This is a genomic window from Streptomyces sp. NPDC001068 (genome assembly GCF_042897315.1).
Lineage (GTDB): Bacteria > Actinomycetota > Actinomycetes > Streptomycetales > Streptomycetaceae > Streptomyces.
Map to the genome: position 1 here is coordinate 51,124 of NZ_JBIAYD010000014.1, position 14,923 is coordinate 66,046.

The 14,923-nt window shown below is 69.7% G+C and carries 14 protein-coding genes; 6 read left to right on the forward strand and 8 right to left on the reverse strand.

All coding sequences use genetic code 11. The features are described 5' to 3' along the window. Positions 1-152: 152 nt before the first annotated feature. A complete protein-coding gene (locus ACFY3I_RS34600; RefSeq protein WP_365290155.1) occupies positions 153-944 on the forward strand; it encodes a TerD family protein in 792 nt (263 codons plus the stop codon). 20 nt (positions 945-964) lie between these two features. Here ACFY3I_RS34600 and ACFY3I_RS34605 read toward each other — a convergent pair whose 3' ends face one another. The 6 genes from ACFY3I_RS34605 to ACFY3I_RS34630 all read right to left on the reverse strand — a co-directional run bounded on the left by ACFY3I_RS34605 (position 965) and on the right by ACFY3I_RS34630 (position 5,614). Next, positions 965-1,702, reverse strand: a complete 738-nt coding sequence (locus ACFY3I_RS34605) for a Tellurium resistance (RefSeq protein WP_365290153.1) — start codon at positions 1,700-1,702, stop codon at positions 965-967. Positions 1,703-1,822: 120 nt separating this feature from the next. Next, on the reverse strand, positions 1,823-2,968 hold the full coding sequence (locus ACFY3I_RS34610; RefSeq protein WP_365290151.1) for a DUF475 domain-containing protein: 1,146 nt from the start codon (positions 2,966-2,968) through the stop codon (positions 1,823-1,825). 141 nt (positions 2,969-3,109) lie between these two features. After that, positions 3,110-3,685 carry a TerD family protein gene (locus tag ACFY3I_RS34615; RefSeq protein ID WP_365290149.1) on the reverse strand — a complete coding sequence of 192 codons (576 nt, stop codon included), beginning with the start codon at positions 3,683-3,685 and terminating at the stop codon, positions 3,110-3,112. 116 nt (positions 3,686-3,801) lie between these two features. After that, positions 3,802-4,377 (reverse strand): TerD family protein, encoded by a 576-nt coding sequence (locus ACFY3I_RS34620; protein WP_365290147.1) that lies wholly within the window; start codon positions 4,375-4,377, stop codon positions 3,802-3,804. Positions 4,378-4,597: 220 nt separating this feature from the next. Next, a complete protein-coding gene (locus ACFY3I_RS34625; protein ID WP_390864962.1) occupies positions 4,598-5,056 on the reverse strand; it encodes a peroxiredoxin in 459 nt (152 codons plus the stop codon). Between the two features lie 120 nt (positions 5,057-5,176). After that, positions 5,177-5,614 (reverse strand): DUF3052 domain-containing protein, encoded by a 438-nt coding sequence (locus tag ACFY3I_RS34630; protein WP_351692127.1) that lies wholly within the window; start codon positions 5,612-5,614, stop codon positions 5,177-5,179. A gap of 424 nt (positions 5,615-6,038) precedes the next feature. On the opposite strand from ACFY3I_RS34630, the gene aceE reads away from it, so the two are divergent. Both aceE and ACFY3I_RS34640 read left to right on the forward strand, forming a co-directional pair. Next, entirely contained in the window at positions 6,039-8,786 is a 2,748-nt protein-coding gene (gene aceE / locus ACFY3I_RS34635; RefSeq protein ID WP_390864963.1) for a pyruvate dehydrogenase (acetyl-transferring), homodimeric type, read from the forward strand. 167 nt (positions 8,787-8,953) lie between these two features. Continuing rightward, positions 8,954-9,760: a potassium channel family protein gene (locus ACFY3I_RS34640; protein WP_390864964.1), complete on the forward strand. Its 807-nt coding sequence runs from the start codon at positions 8,954-8,956 to the stop codon at positions 9,758-9,760. A gap of 39 nt (positions 9,761-9,799) precedes the next feature. Here the strand turns inward: ACFY3I_RS34640 and ACFY3I_RS34645 are convergent, their stop codons facing one another. Next, entirely contained in the window at positions 9,800-10,087 is a 288-nt protein-coding gene (locus ACFY3I_RS34645; protein ID WP_365290139.1) for a small hydrophobic protein, read from the reverse strand. 259 nt (positions 10,088-10,346) lie between these two features. Further along, positions 10,347-11,966, reverse strand: coding sequence for an MFS transporter (locus ACFY3I_RS34650; protein WP_390864965.1), 1,620 nt, complete (start codon positions 11,964-11,966; stop codon positions 10,347-10,349). A 66-nt stretch (positions 11,967-12,032) separates the two neighbouring features. On the opposite strand from ACFY3I_RS34650, the gene ACFY3I_RS34655 reads away from it, so the two are divergent. From ACFY3I_RS34655 to ACFY3I_RS34665, 3 genes are all read left to right on the forward strand, one after another. Then, positions 12,033-12,668: a TetR/AcrR family transcriptional regulator gene (locus ACFY3I_RS34655; RefSeq protein WP_390864966.1), complete on the forward strand. Its 636-nt coding sequence runs from the start codon at positions 12,033-12,035 to the stop codon at positions 12,666-12,668. Between the two features lie 101 nt (positions 12,669-12,769). Next, on the forward strand, positions 12,770-13,987 hold the full coding sequence (locus ACFY3I_RS34660; RefSeq protein ID WP_390864967.1) for an alpha/beta hydrolase: 1,218 nt from the start codon (positions 12,770-12,772) through the stop codon (positions 13,985-13,987). A gap of 58 nt (positions 13,988-14,045) precedes the next feature. Further along, the gene (locus tag ACFY3I_RS34665) at positions 14,046-14,915 is read left to right on the forward strand and encodes a DUF4429 domain-containing protein (protein ID WP_390864968.1); all 870 of its coding nucleotides are present in this window, start codon (positions 14,046-14,048) and stop codon (positions 14,913-14,915) included. Positions 14,916-14,923: the final 8 nt, after the last annotated feature.

The following is a 14,923-nucleotide window of genomic DNA, read 5'->3' on the forward strand; positions in this document are numbered from 1 at the left end:
GACCTGTGGATTGGGTAAAGGGTGGCCGGTAATAGTACGTACAGAGCCATGTCGAGGGTTCCCGCCGGGCATGAATTCCAGGTAACCCGCCTGTGTCGGGTGCGAGGCCCCCCGCGTTGTCGTGACCAGGACCGAGAGGGCAGGATGACCGCATGACGCACGCGATGCTGAAAGGGTCGAACGTCCCGCTGGACGCCGGCACGGTCCGGGCCGTGCTGCAGTGGACGCCCGGACAGGGAGTACCGGACGTGGATGCCTCGGCGCTGCTCCTCGGCCCCGACGGACGTGTGCGATCCGACGAGGACTTCGTCTTCTACAACCAGCCCCGGCACCCGTCCGGGAAGGTCTGGCGGCTCGGCAAGAAACGGGTGGCGGAAGGCCTCACCGACACGATCCAGACAGATCTCACCGGTGTCGAGCCCAATGTCGGCCGAATCCTCCTGGTCGCCTCGGCCGACGGCGTCCCGTTCGAGAACGTACCCGCCCTGCGCATCCTGCTGTACGACGCCTCGGTCCCCGACGCCGAATCGCTGGCCCACTTCGACATCAAGCCCGAGACCGGCGCCGAGACGGCGCTGATCTGCGGCGAGCTGTACCGCAGGGGCGAGGGCTGGAAGTTCCGCGCGCTGGGCGAGGGCTACAGCAACGGCCTGAAGGGCCTGGCGACCGACTTCGGCATCTCGGTGGACGAGTCGGAGACGCTGGACGAACCGCAGGGCGCCCAGCCGCTCCCGCCCGAGCAGCCGACATCGGTCCCGGCCCAGCCCGCGTACGGGTACCCACAACCCGCCTCGGCCCCGCAGCCGGCCTACGGCTACCCCCAGACCCAGCCCCAGTCGGGGTACGGCTACCCGCCGCCGGCCCAGGCCCCGGTCCCGGTGGCGACCGTCCCGGGCCCGGACTTCCGGCTGCCTCCGCAGGGGCCGCAGTTCATCGGGCGCTGACTGCACCCGCACCGCACGGACTACTTCTCCGCCTTCGTCTTGTAACCCCGCCCCCACTGCAGGCCCCAGCCGTACAGCCGGTCCAGCTCGCCCTGGAAGCCGTAGACGAACTTCACCTCACGCCGGACGACCAGTTCGCCCTTCACGTTCTCGATCATCACCACCGCGCAGGACCGGGCCTGCGGATGGCGTTCGTCCAGGCCGATCTCGATGCGCGGCCCGTTGCTCGGGTACAGCGTGACGATCGCGTGGGTGCGGTCGAAGGCGGGCGTCTGGTCGTAGATGTACACGAAGACCAGCAGGCGCCGGATGTCGTCGCGGTGGTCGAGGTTGACGTACATCGTCTCGCCGGACGCCGACCCGAAGCGGTCGTCGCCGCTGAGCTTGATGTACGGCGGGGCGTTCACGTCCCCGAGCAGACCGCCGAGCGGCTGTACGACCCCCTTGCTGCCGTCGGACAGCTCGTACAGCGCGCCGAGGTCGAGGTCGACGTTGACCATGCTCTGCCCGTGCCCCATCACCTCGGGGGGCCTGAGCGCCTTGAACGGGTGCCGGAAGAGACTCTCCCGCTGCTCCCCGTCGAAGTCCGACGTCCGCATCCGCCAGGTGAGGTTGACGCGCAGGTTGCCGGTGGCCGCGCCCTGCTTGGTGAGGGACACCTGCTGGTGCCGCTTGGTGAGCTCGATGGAGTTGGACGCGGCACTGCCCGAGTCGAACTCGGCCGCCCTGCCGCCCAGCAGCCCGTCGAAGAAACCCATTCCCGCCCCCAGAGACTTCCGCCGACGCCGCGGGGCGGCCGACCGTGTCGGCCGCCCCGAACAGAGCGTTCCTCGTCCTGAAGGGTGTCACACCCTTCGTTTCCGGCCCGGTGGCCCGGTTCAGACGCCGGACGGGACCTCGGCCTTGTCGTCCGTCCCCGCGTTCCCCTCGGCCGCCGCCAGGCGCTGGTTGCGCCGCACGGACGACCAGAACGACCAGGCGATCAGGACGACGCCGACGAGACCGGTGATGACCTCGTTGATCTCGTACTGGATGGTGACCATCAGGATGACCGCCAGCGCGCCGATCGCGTAGTGGGCGCCGTGCTCCAGGTAGACGTAGTCGTCCAGGGTGCCCTGCCGGACCAGGTAGACCGTGAGCGAGCGGACGTACATGGCGCCGATGCCGAGGCCGAGCGCCATGAGCACGATGTCGTTGGTGATGGCGAACGCGCCGATCACGCCGTCGAAGGAGAAGGACGCGTCCAGGACCTCGAGGTAGAGGAACATGAAGAACGCGGCCTGTCCGGCCAGCACGACCGACGACTTCTTCCTGCCGGTGCGTTCGGCCTCTTCCTCCTCCTCGTGCTCACGCTCCTCCTCGGCCTCGAGCCGGTCCTCGAAGAAGCCGGAGAGTCCGCCGACGATCATGTAGGTGATCAGGCCGGCGATACCGGCGATCAGGACCGTCTGGGCCTTGTCCACGTGTCCGCCGCCGTGCTGGTGGGCGTGGGTGGCGAAGGTGAAGGAGGTGATCAGCAGGACGATCAGGGCGATGCAGACCGACAGCATGTCGACCTTGCCGAGCTTGGCCAGCGGGCGCTCGATCCAGCGCAGCCACTGGATGTCCCGGTCCTCGAAGATGAAGTCGAGGAAGATCATCAGCAGGAACATGCCACCGAAGGCGGCGATCGCCGGGTGCGCGTCGGTGACCAGTTCCTGGTAGCGGTCCTTGTTGTTGAGCGCGAGGTCGACGGCCTCGATGGGGCCCATCTTGGCGGTGACCGCGACGATCACGACGGGGAAGACCAGCCGCATGCCGAAGACCGCGATGAGCACGCCGACCGTGAGGAAGATCTTCTGCCAGAAGGCGTTCATCTTCTTCAGGATTCCGGCGTTGACGACCGCGTTGTCGAACGACAGGGAGATCTCGAGGACGGCGAGGATGGCCACGATCCCAAAGGCCTCCCACCCCCCGTAGAAGACCGCGGCGACCAGGCCGAGCGCGGTGATCGCGAACGACCAGCCGAAGGTTTTCAGAAGCACTGGCTACCCAATCATCGTGTGCGGGGGAACCTGTGGGTGCGCCCCGCGCCGTACTCGGCTTTACTCACTGTTGACCACGGAGTCTAGAGGGCACCGGTGTCCTGCGGCTCGCGCGGGCCCCACATCCGGCTGTGACGAGTGCTACGAGACGTTCACACCGAAGTCGAGCGCGATGCCCCGCAGCCCCGACGCGTACCCCTGGCCGACGGCCCGGAACTTCCATTCGCCCTGGTACCGGTAGAGCTCGCCGAAGATCATGGCGGTCTCGGTGGAGGCGTCCTCGCTGAGGTCGTAGCGGGCGAGCTCCTGGCCGTCGGCCTGGTTGACGACCCGGATGAAGGCGTTGGAGACCTGGCCGAAGGTCTGGCCGCGCTCGTCGGCCATGTGGATGGAGACCGGGAAAATGATCTTGTCGCACTGGGCCGGCACTCTGGGCAGGTCGACCAGAATCGATTCGTCGTCGCCCTCGCCCTCACCGGTCAGGTTGTCACCGGTGTGCTCGACCGAGCCGTCCGGGCTCGTGAGCTGGTTGTAGAAGACGAACCACTCGTCACCGAGCACCCGGCCGTCCTTGCACAGCAGCGCGCTGGCGTCCAGGTCGAAGGGGGCGCCGGTGGTCGACCGGGCGTCCCAGCCGAGTCCGATCATGACGTTGGTGAGGTTCGGTGCGGCCTTGGAGAGGGAGACATTGCCTCCCTTGGCGAGCGTGACGCCCATGGTGTTGGTCCTCCCCTAGTGGTGCTTCTCCGGTTGTCCTGCGCGTCCGGCGCCGACCGTAAACGGTGCGGCGCCGGACAGAGCGGACGTGCGAGTGGCTGGGCCCCCGGCAGGACTCAGACGTTGACGCCGAAGTCCTGGGCGATGCCGCGCAGGCCGGAGGCGTAGCCCTGGCCGATGGCGCGGAACTTCCACTCCGCGCCGTTGCGGTACAGCTCGCCGAAGACCATCGCGGTCTCGGTCGAGGCGTCCTCGGACAGGTCGTAGCGGGCGATCTCGGCGCCGCCGGCCTGGTTCACCACGCGGATGAACGCGTTGCGGACCTGACCGAAGGACTGCTGGCGATTGTCGGCGTCGTAGATCGACACCGGGAAGACGATCTTGTCGACGTCGGCCGGGACCGTGGCCAGGTTGACCTTGATCACCTCGTCGTCGCCCTCGCCCTCACCGGTGAGGTTGTCACCGGTGTGCTCGACCGAACCGTCGGGGCTCTTCAGGTTGTTGAAGAAGACGAAGTTCTGGTCGCTGCCGACCTTGCCCTCGGCGTTCAGCAGCAGCGCGCTGGCGTCCAGGTCGAAGTCGGTGCCGGTGGTGGTCCTCACGTCCCAGCCCAGACCGACGAGGACCGCGGTCATGCCGGGGGCCTCCTTCGTCAGCGAAACGTTGCCGCCCTTGCTGAGGCTGACTCCCACGAGTCCTCCCTTGTGGTGTCCAGGGGCGGGGAGCCCCCGTCGTGCTTCGGATACCGGATCAACGTCTCGATCCTAGTGACGGGTTCCCGCCCCCCGCAGGCCCTGGACCCCGAAGAATTACCGGGTGTCGGCCAGGTCGCCCCCTAAGGGCTGTCCCGTGATCCTCGGCGGGTCGGCGTACGGCGTCAGGGGAGAGCCCTTCAGGGGACCGCCGGCCGGTCTACAGGGCGTCGAGCGCGCTCACGTACTCGTTCAGGTCGCGCGCGTCGGGCAGTCCGTTGACCACGGTCCACCGCACGACGCCTTCCTTGTCGATGACGAAGGTGCCGCGGACCGCGCAGCCCTTGGCCTCGTCGAAGACGCCGTAGTCGCGCGAGGTGCCGCCGTGCGGCCAGAAGTCGCTGAGCAGCGGGTACTCCAGGCCCTCCTGCTCGGCGAAGACCCGCAGGGTGTGGATGGAGTCGTTGGAGACGGCGAGCAGCTGGGTGTCGCGGTCCTCGAAGCGCGGCAGGTTGTCGCGCAGCTCGCACAGCTCACCGGTGCACACACCCGTGAAGGCGAACGGGTAGAAGAGCAGCACGACGTTCTTCTCGCCGCGGAAGTCGGACAGCCGCACGGACCGGCCGTGGTTGTCCTTGAGTGCGAAGTCGGGCGCCTTGTCGCCGACCTGGATCGCCATCACTGCATCCCTTCGTAAGGGGCTGTTCGGGTGAGAACACCCTACGTGGCACCCTACGCGCGGCGATCACGGCAGGCCGGCGGACGGACCGGGGCACGGTCCCTCCGCCGGCCGCGGGGCTCAGCGCTTCTTGGCGGCACCCTTCGGGGTCAGCAGCCGGCTGCCGTTCCAGTCCTTGCCCACGCTGACGCTCTTGGTCTGCGAGAGGCCGGCGGTCGTGGCCGCCTCACCGATGTCACTCGGCTCGACGTAGCCGTCACGGCCCGTCTTCGGGGTCAGCAGCAGGATCCAGCCGCCTTCCTCCATGTACGTGACGGCATCCACCAGCGCGTCCGTCAGGTCGCCGTCGTCCTCACGGAACCACAGCACCACGGCGTCGGCCACGTCGTCGTAGTCCTCGTCCACCAACTCGGTGCCGATGGTGTCTTCGATGGACTCACGGAGTTCCTGGTCGACGTCGTCGTCGTAGCCGATCTCCTGGACCACCTGGTCTGGCTGGAACCCCAGCCTGACGGCAGGGGTGGTCCGCTCCTCCGCGTGGTCCGCGGTCGCGCTCACGGGTTGCCTCCTGATCATGTCTTGTTGATTAACTCAGCCACGCGCGTGCGCGAAGCATTGGCCGTAGTCCACACGGGCGGGACGGATCGCGCAAGTACCCGGCCGTCGAGACCGCCGAAACGGTGACGATCCCGGCCGTGTCGCCGCAACTCCCGGCACCGTATCGCAGTCGGGTGTGGCATACACCACTCCCTTTTGCCCGCTATGTTCCTTTCAGAATCATCCTCACATACGACCGTCGAACGAGTTTGCCAAGCGCGTCACACCCCGGGCGTATCGTTGCGTTTTGGCCGGGACCGAGTTACCTCGCGGTAGAGATGACGTGCGGTGCCCCGGGGTGGACGATGGACAGCGGTGCAGCGAAACGCAGGGATATGCAGGAAAACGCAGGGAATCAGTGCCCCTCTGACAGGTAAGGAACAGCGTGGCTTCCGGATCCGATCGCAACCCGATCATCATTGGCGGCCTTCCGAGTCAGGTTCCTGACTTCGATCCCGAGGAAACCCAGGAGTGGCTCGACTCGCTCGACGCCGCCGTGGACGAACGCGGCCGGGAACGGGCCCGTTATCTGATGCTCCGCCTGATCGAGCGCGCGCGCGAGCGGCGGGTGGCCGTGCCCGAGATGCGCAGCTCGGACTACGTCAACACTATCCCCACCCGCGCGGAGCCGTTCTTCCCGGGCAATGAGGAGATCGAGCGCAGGATCCTCAACGCGACCCGCTGGAACGCGGCCGTCATGGTCTCCCGCGCGCAGCGTCCGGGCATCGGCGTCGGCGGCCACATCGCCACCTTCGCCTCCTCCGCGTCCCTCTACGACGTCGGCTTCAACCACTTCTTTCGCGGCAAGGACGACGGCCGCGGCGGCGACCAGGTCTTCTTCCAGGGCCACGCCTCCCCCGGCATCTACGCGCGCGCGTTCCTGCTCGACCGGCTCGGCGAGGAGCAGCTGGACGGCTTCCGCCAGGAGAAGTCGAAGTACCCGAACGGCCTCTCCAGCTATCCGCACCCGCGCTCGATGCCGGACTTCTGGGAGTTCCCGACGGTGTCGATGGGCCTCGGCCCGATCGGCGCGATCTACCAGGCGCGGATGAACCGCTACATGCACGCGCGCGGGATCGCCGACACCTCGGCCTCGCACGTGTGGGCGTTCCTCGGCGACGGCGAGATGGACGAGCCGGAATCGCTCGGCCAGCTGTCCATCGCCGCCCGCGAGGGCCTGGACAACCTGACCTTCGTCGTCAACTGCAACCTGCAGCGGCTGGACGGCCCGGTGCGCGGCAACGGCAAGATCATCCAGGAGCTGGAGTCGGTCTTCCGCGGCGCCGGCTGGAACGTGATCAAGCTGGTCTGGGACCGCACCTGGGACCCGCTGCTCGCCCAGGACCGCGACGGCCTCCTGGTCAACAGGATGAACACGACCCCGGACGGTCAGTTCCAGACCTACGCCACCGAGTCCGGCGCGTACATCCGCGACCACTTCTTCGGGGACGACCAGCGGCTGCGCGCGATGGTCGAGCACATGACCGACGACCAGATCCTGCACCTGGGGCGCGGCGGCCACGACCACCGCAAGATCTACGCGGCGTTCAAGGCGGCCACCGAGCACCGGGGCCAGCCGACGGTCATCCTGGCCAAGACGATCAAGGGCTGGACGCTGGGCCCGAACTTCGAGGGCCGCAACGCCACCCACCAGATGAAGAAGCTGACGGTCGCCGACCTCAAGGGCTTCCGGGACCGGCTGCACCTGCCGATCTCCGACCGGGAGCTGGAGTCCGGCCTGCCGCCGTACTACCACCCGGGCCGGGACTCGGAGGAGATCCAGTACATGCACGACCGGCGCAAGGGGCTCGGCGGGTACGTGCCGACCCGCGTCGTGCGCTCCCAGCCGCTCACCCTGCCGGACGACAAGACGTACGCGACCGTGAAGAAGGGCACCGGCCAGCAGTCCATCGCCACCACCATGGCGTTCGTACGACTGCTCAAGGACCTCATGCGGGACAAGGAACTCGGCAAGCGCTTCGTCCTGATCGCGCCCGACGAGTACCGCACCTTCGGCATGGACTCCTTCTTCCCGAGCGCGAAGATCTACAACCCGCTCGGCCAGCAGTACGAGTCGGTCGACCGCGACCTGCTGCTCGCCTACAAGGAGTCGCCGACCGGCCAGATGCTGCACGACGGCATCTCCGAGGCCGGCTGCACGGCCTCCCTGATCGCGGCGGGCTCCGCCTACGCGACCCACGGCGAGCCGCTCATCCCCGTCTACGTCTTCTACTCGATGTTCGGCTTCCAGCGCACCGGCGACCAGTTCTGGCAGATGGCCGACCAGCTGGCGCGCGGTTTCGTCCTGGGTGCGACCGCCGGACGCACGACCCTGACCGGTGAGGGCCTCCAGCACGCCGACGGCCACTCCCAGCTGCTCGCCTCGACGAACCCGGGCTGCGTGGCCTACGACCCGGCGTACGCGTACGAGATCGCGCACATCGTCCAGGACGGCCTGCGCCGCATGTACGGCGGCGACGCCGAGCACCCGCACGGCGAGGACGTCTTCTACTACCTGACCGTCTACAACGAGCCGATCCAGCACCCGGCGGAGCCCGCCGACGTGGACGTCGAGGGCATCCTCAAGGGCATCCACCGGATCAGCGCGGGCACCGCGGGCACCGTCCCGGCGCAGATCATGGCGTCCGGTGTCGCGGTCCCCTGGGCGATCGAGGCGCAGCGGATCCTCGCGGCGGAGTGGAACGTGAAGGCCGACGTCTGGTCCGCCACCTCCTGGAACGAGCTGCGGCGCGAGGCCGTGGCCTGCGAGGAGCACAACCTGCTCCACCCGGAGGAGGAGCAGCGCACCCCGTACGTGACGCGCAAGCTGGGCGGCGCCGAGGGCCCGTTCGTGGCCGTGTCCGACTGGATGCGGTCGGTTCCGGACCAGATCGCGCGCTGGGTGCCGGGCACGTACCAGTCGCTGGGCGCCGACGGCTTCGGCTTCGCCGACACGCGCGGCGCGGCACGCCGGTTCTTCCACATCGACGCGCAGTCCATCGTGGTCGCGGTGCTGACCGAGCTGGCCCGGGAGGGCAGGCTCGACCGCTCGGTGCTCAAGCAGGCGATCGACCGGTACCAGCTGCTGGACGTGACGGCGGCGCACCCGGGCGCGGCGGGGGGCGACGCGTAGCCGCTGCGCTCGGCTTGGGCCGGGAGGGGTGGTGGGGTGCGGGGTGGTGGGGAACTGCGGGTGCGTCGTGGCTGGTCGCGCAGTTCCTCCCCCAGCCTTCGGCCGGGGGTGCCCCCAGCGCCCCTTCGGGGCGCTGTCGGGGCGTCGATGATGCCTACGATGCGTACATGGAGCGAGAGTCGACCCAGGCGCGCTGGGAGGAGCTGACCCAACGGCCGTTGCTGGCGCTCGCGGTGGCCTTCGCCGTCGCGTACGCGCTGCCGATCGTGGACGGTTCCGCGGGGCACGCCCTCACCGCCGCGTGCACCGGCGCGGAGTGGGTGGTCTGGGGCTCGTTCGCCGTCGACTATCTGGTGCGGCTGGCCCTGGCGCCCCGGCGCAGGGAGTTCGTGCGCACGCACTGGATGGACCTGTGCGCGGTGGTGCTGCCGCTGCTCCAGCCGCTGCGGCTGCTCCGGCTCGTCGCGACGCTGACCCTGGTGGGGCGGCGGGCCCGGATGGCCTCGCAGATCCGGCTCACGACGTACGTGGTGGGCGCGGTCGTCGGACTGCTGATGTTCGGTTCCCTGGCCGTGCTCTCGGTGGAGCGGGACTCCCCCAACGGGAACATCCGCACGCTGGGTGACGCCCTGTGGTGGTCGTTCACGACGATGACGACCGTGGGGTACGGCGACCACGCCCCGACCACGGGGCTGGGCCGGATGATCGCGGTCGGCCTGATGCTGTCCGGGATCGCCCTGCTGGGTGTGGTGACGGCGAACATCGCCACCTGGTTCATCGCCCGGTTCGAGAAGGACGACGTGGAGGAACGCCGCCAGACGGAGGCGATCGCCTCGCTGACGGAGGAGGTACGCGCGCTGCGCGTGGAAGTGGCCGCGCTGCGGGACTGCCGGGCCCCGGGGGGCGAGGCGCGGTCACCGGCGGCGGCGGGGTGCGTCCGCGCCGGCCGCGACTGTCCGCGGCCCGCGGGCTGAGCCCGGCGCGCCGGACGCGAGCGGCCCCGCCGCCCGCGGCTAGACCGACACGCCCGCCAGCCAGAACAGCGCCAGCAGCGTGTCGATGGCGCCCAGCACCACGGCCACCAGTGCCGGTATCGAACTCCTCGGGTTCCATGTCCGGCCCATCGACAGCCAGCCGCACACCAGCGCGGCCGGGCCCAGCAGGATCCCGAGGGCGAAGAAGCCGACCACGGCGAATATCGTGCCGATGATTCCGAGCGTGCCGCGGTCCAGCCCGTCCCGCATGCCTGTCCGGCCGCGTGAACGGGGGTACCCGCGTGTTCGTTGCCCGAAGCTCGCCATCGTCAACTCCTCTGCCCTCATGGACTGTTCGAGTGCGATGACCGGGTACCCCTGTTCCGCGCGCGCAGACCTGCCCGCGCGCCACCCCCCTCCAGCGGCGCGCCGCGGCCCGGCTGCCCTCCATGCCCTGCGGAGGACTTGACCCACTGTGACCTGCGGCGTGCGCCGAACGCGAGGGATCCCGAGCGGAGTCACCCGGATAGGGGAACTCCGCCGGGAGGAATCCGCGTACCGGCCGCGGCGGTGCACCGAACCCGCGTCAGACGTGTCCGACGCCCGCGCCCGCGTCCGCGTTCTCGCCGCGCTTGGTGAGCAGGGCGACCAGGATCGCGACCGCCGCCACGCCCGCCGCGACCAGCGAGGCCAGGCTCATGCCGGAGATGAACGTGTCGTGGGCGACGCCGGAGATCTTCGCGGCGATCTCCGCGGGGGTGCCCGGCGCGACCGGCGCCACCCCGACCTGGACCGCCTCGGAGGCCTGCGCCAGCTGCGCGTCGGTCAGCTTCGGCAGCCCCGCGTCGGCCCAGTTGCCCGGCAGGTCGCCGTCGACCTTGGAGGCCATCACGGCACCCAGGACGGCCGTACCGAGGCTGCCGCCGATCTGCATCGCGGCCTGCTGGAGACCGCCGGCCACGCCGGACAGCTCCATCGCCGCGTTGCCGACGATGACCTCGGTGGCACCGACCATGACCGGCGCGAGACCGAGGCCGAGCAGGGCGAACCACACGGACATCACGCCGCTGCCGGTGTCCGCCTTCAGGGTGGACATGCCGTACATGGCGATCGCGGTGGCCGCCATGCCGCCGGCCAGCGGGATCCGCGGGCCGAGCTTGGTGATCGCGGCGCCGGCCAGCGGGGAGCCGACGATCATCATGCCGGTGAGGGGCAGCAGGTGGAGTCCGGCGTCCACCGGGTCCATGCCGTGCACGTTCTGGAGGTAGAACGTCACGAAGAACAGGCCGCCCATGAAGGCGATGGCCATCAGGACCATGAGCACGACGCCCGCGGAGAGCGGGACGGAGCGGAACAGGCCGAGCGGGATGAGCGGCTCCCTGACCTTCGTCTCCCAGAAGGAGAAGAGGCCGAAGCCCAGCACGGACACGGCGACGAAGGTCCAGGTCTTGCCGTCGCCCCAGCCCCAGCTCGGCGCCTTGATGAGCGCCCAGACCAGGCAGAACATCGCGCCGGAGAGCAGGCCGATGCCGAGCAGGTCGAAGGAGCGCGGGGCGTTCTCGGCGCGGTGGTCCAGCAGCATGACCACGCCGAGGACGAGGGCGAGCAGGCCGACCGGCACGTTGATGAAGAACACCGACTGCCAGCTGACGTGCTGCACCAGCACACCGCCGAGGATCGGGCCGCCCGCGGTGGAGGCGCCGATGACCATGCCCCAGATGCCGATCGCCATGTTGAGCTTCTCGGCCGGGAAGGTGGCCCGCAGCAGGCCGAGCGCGGCCGGCATCAGCAGCGCGCCGAACAGGCCCTGGAAGACCCGGAAGGTGACGACCAGGCCGATGCTGTCGGACAGGCCGATGGCACCCGAGGCGGCGGCGAAGCCGACGACGCCGATCAGGAAGGTCTGCCGGTGGCCGAAGCGGTCACCGAGCTTGCCCGCGGTGATCAGGGAGACCGCGAGGGCGAGGAAGTAGCCGTTGGTGATCCACTGCACCTGGGCGAAGGTCGCGCCGAGGTCCTTCTGGATCGCCGGGTTGGCGATGGCCACGATGGTGCCGTCGAGGGCGACCATCATGACCCCGACCGCGACGGTGATCAGGGTGAACCAGGGGTGGCCGCGCAGGCCGGCGGCCGGCGGCTGTTCCGGCAGGGCTGTGGTTGGTGCGTCCCCCGACCCCGCCGCGTCGATCGTGGTCTGACTAGTCATACCGTCGAGGCTAGTGACAGCTGCTGACAGTTGACAAACGAAATCACTAGTCAGTAACTGTCACATATGGAAACGCTGCGCGAACGCAAGAAACAGCGCACCCGGGACGCGCTGCTGCGCACCGCACTGGAGCTGTTCGTGACCCGGGGCTACGAGCACACCACCGTCGACGAGATCGCCGGGGCCGTCGACGTCTCGCAGCGCACCTTCTTCCGCTACTTCGCCAGCAAGGAGGACGTGGCCTTCTTCGTGCCGCGCCTCACCGAGGCGCACTACGTCGAGGCGGTGCGCCGGCGCCCGGCCGGGGAGACCCCGCTGGAGGCGCTGCGCCGGTCGGTCATGGACGGCTGGGACAGCATCGAGGAGGCCGTCGAGCGGTACGTCCCGGTGGAACTGCTGATGCGCACGTACAAGATGATCGAGGCGACCCCGGCGCTGTTCGCCGCCCATCTGCGACGCCAGTCGGAGACGGAGGAGGAGATCGCGCGGATCATCGCCGAGCGGGAGGGCGTCGACCCGGAGACCGACCCCCGGCCCCGGCTCGTGGTCGCCGTGTTCGGCGCGGTCATACGGGTGACCGAGCGGAACTGGTCGTTCGGAGACGACTTCGGCGTCCCGGCGATCCGCGAACTCACCGCGTCGTACCTCGATCAGGTGGGGCCGGCGCTCGCCGGGAACTGGCGCGAGAGTCCCGTGGGCTGAGAGGGTCCGCCGGGGTCGTGATCGGCCACACGTTTGTCGAAACGTGATTACTGTCACTCGGTTACCGTGAGACCCCTTCGTTCTCCTAGTGTGTCCTCCCAGTGACTTCCTTCGACACCTCCCCGCCACTGAACGTCTGGCGCGCGCTGCTCGCTCTGGCCGTGGTGTTCGTGATGCTCGCGACCACCGGCTGGACGGCCATGCGCGCGCACCACCAGACCACGGCCCTGCAGTCCTCCCTGAGCAAGTGGGAGCGCGGCAGCGTGCACGGCCTCCGCCTGCCGGACCCGAAGGCGTCCCCCGCGCTGCTCACCCGCTTCTTCGCCACGCTCACCGTGCGGGACCGCGACCGCCTCGCGCACCGCTACCCGCTCGCGGTGGGCAACATGAACGGCGCGCCCGTCGCCCTGCGCTACCGGGCCAACCGCGTCGCCCTCGACCAGCAGCGCGCCGTCGAGAAGAAACGCATGCACGACCCGCGGCTCAGCACGGCCGGCCAGCAGGACGCCGGCCGCCGCATGCACCGCTACGAGGCGCTGATGGCCGAGGGCCGGCAGATCCTCGCCTTCGACCCGGACGGCAGCGGCCGGGTCGCCGAGGTGTTCGGCCGCCTCACCGGGGCCGAACGGATCTCCGTCGTCGTCCCCGGCGTCGACACCGACCTGCTCACCTTCCAGCGGACCAACCGCCAGTACACCGCGCCGGTCGGCATGGCCAAGGCGCTGTTCGCGGCGGAACGCGCGGCGAGCCCCACGACCCGTACGGCGGTGATCGCCTGGGCCGACTACACCGCCCCCGACGGGCTCGGCGTGGGCGCGGCGACCGGTACGGCCGCGGAACAGGGCGCCGTCCGGCTCAACGCGCTGCTGCGCGCGCTGCCGGGCAAGGCGCCGGTGTCGATGTTCTGCCACAGCTACGGCTCGGTGGTCTGCGGGGTGGCCGCGCACTCCATGCCGGACCGGGTGTCCGACATAGCGGTGGCCGCCAGCCCCGGGATGCGGGCCGAGAACGCGGCGCACCTGGGCACCCCGGCCCGGGTGTGGTCGATGCGGGACGCCACCGACTGGATCCAGGACGTCCCCTACCTGGAGCTCGGCGGACTCGGCCACGGTGCCGACCCCGTCTCCTCCGCCTTCGGGGCCCGGGTGCTGTCGGCACACGACGCGCAGGGCCACGCCGGGTACTTCGAGCCGGGCACGGACAGCCTGCGCAACCTCGCCGACATCGGGGTTGGCGCGTATGGCGCGGTGACCTGTGCCCATGACGATGACGGGTGCCGGACGGGTTTGTCCGGGACGACGACGGCCGGACGCGCGTAGAGACAGCAGGAAGTGCGGTATGCGCGGGGATGGGACTGAGAAGCACGTGCCGCATACGATGAGCCGCATGGGTGACGTACTGGCCGGATTTCATGCCGCCTGGGAGTTCGAGTCCGACTCCGTGCTCATCCGCTACGAACGGGGGATCCGGACGCCCAAGCTCTTCCACACGCTGGGTGAACGCCGGGTGCCGTTCGCGGCGCTCGCGGGGGTGTCACTGGCTCCCGGCAAACGGGGCACCGTGGTCCTGCGGGCCGAGCCGCGCCCGGGCGCCGATCCGCTGATGGAGGCGGCCGCCGGGCAGCTGAAGGACGGCAGCGACCCCTACCGGCTCGTCCTCCCCGCCGAGCGGGAGACCCTCGCGGAGTACTACGCCGACGAACTGCGCCCGCTGCTCACCGGGTCCGCGTCCGAACCGGCCGAGCGGTTCCTGGTGGCCGCGCCCGAGGCGCCCCGGCAGTTCAAGGCCTACGACGGCAAGGCCAGCTTCGACGGCGGGGCCGTGCACTTCCGCTGGTCGTGGACGGGCGCCTCGACCGCCAAGTGGAAGGCCGGCGACCAGCGCTTCGCGGTGGCCGACCTCGGCGGCGTGGAATGGCGGTCCCCGGAGGTCTTCGAGGGGCATCTGCGGCTGCTGCGCCGCACGGACGTCCCGGGGGCGACGCCGGCGGTGGCGGCCGACCAGGACCCCGCGACCGTGGTCTTCGGACTCGGGTACGGGCCGGTCCACGAGTCGCTGCCGTTCGCCGCCGCGGTCCTGGAGGCGGTACGGGCGAAGGGCGGCGCGGCGCTGCCCGCCTCGGCGGGTAGGCGGGATCCCGCCGACATCGCGGAGCGGATTCGCCATCTGGGCGAACTGCACGAGGCCGGACTGGTCACCGACGAGGAGTTCACCGCGAAGAAGGCGGAACTGCTGGCCGAGCTGTGAGGGTGCGC

What these genes read in the sequence shown, in the direction of transcription:
- ACFY3I_RS34600 (WP_365290155.1), top strand. Translation starts at nt 153, where the DNA reads ATGACGCACGCGATGCTGAAAGGGTCGAACGTCCCGCTGGACGCCGGC.
- ACFY3I_RS34605 (WP_365290153.1), bottom strand. Translation starts at nt 1,702, where the DNA reads ATGGGTTTCTTCGACGGGCTGCTGGGCGGCAGGGCGGCCGAGTTCGAC.
- ACFY3I_RS34615 (WP_365290149.1), bottom strand. Translation starts at nt 3,685, where the DNA reads ATGGGCGTCACGCTCGCCAAGGGAGGCAATGTCTCCCTCTCCAAGGCC.
- ACFY3I_RS34625 (WP_390864962.1), bottom strand. Translation starts at nt 5,056, where the DNA reads ATGGCGATCCAGGTCGGCGACAAGGCGCCCGACTTCGCACTCAAGGAC.
- ACFY3I_RS34640 (WP_390864964.1), top strand. Translation starts at nt 8,954, where the DNA reads ATGGAGCGAGAGTCGACCCAGGCGCGCTGGGAGGAGCTGACCCAACGG.
- ACFY3I_RS34645 (WP_365290139.1), bottom strand. Translation starts at nt 10,087, where the DNA reads ATGGCGAGCTTCGGGCAACGAACACGCGGGTACCCCCGTTCACGCGGC.
- ACFY3I_RS34650 (WP_390864965.1), bottom strand. Translation starts at nt 11,966, where the DNA reads ATGACTAGTCAGACCACGATCGACGCGGCGGGGTCGGGGGACGCACCA.
- ACFY3I_RS34655 (WP_390864966.1), top strand. Translation starts at nt 12,033, where the DNA reads ATGGAAACGCTGCGCGAACGCAAGAAACAGCGCACCCGGGACGCGCTG.
- ACFY3I_RS34665 (WP_390864968.1), top strand. Translation starts at nt 14,046, where the DNA reads ATGAGCCGCATGGGTGACGTACTGGCCGGATTTCATGCCGCCTGGGAG.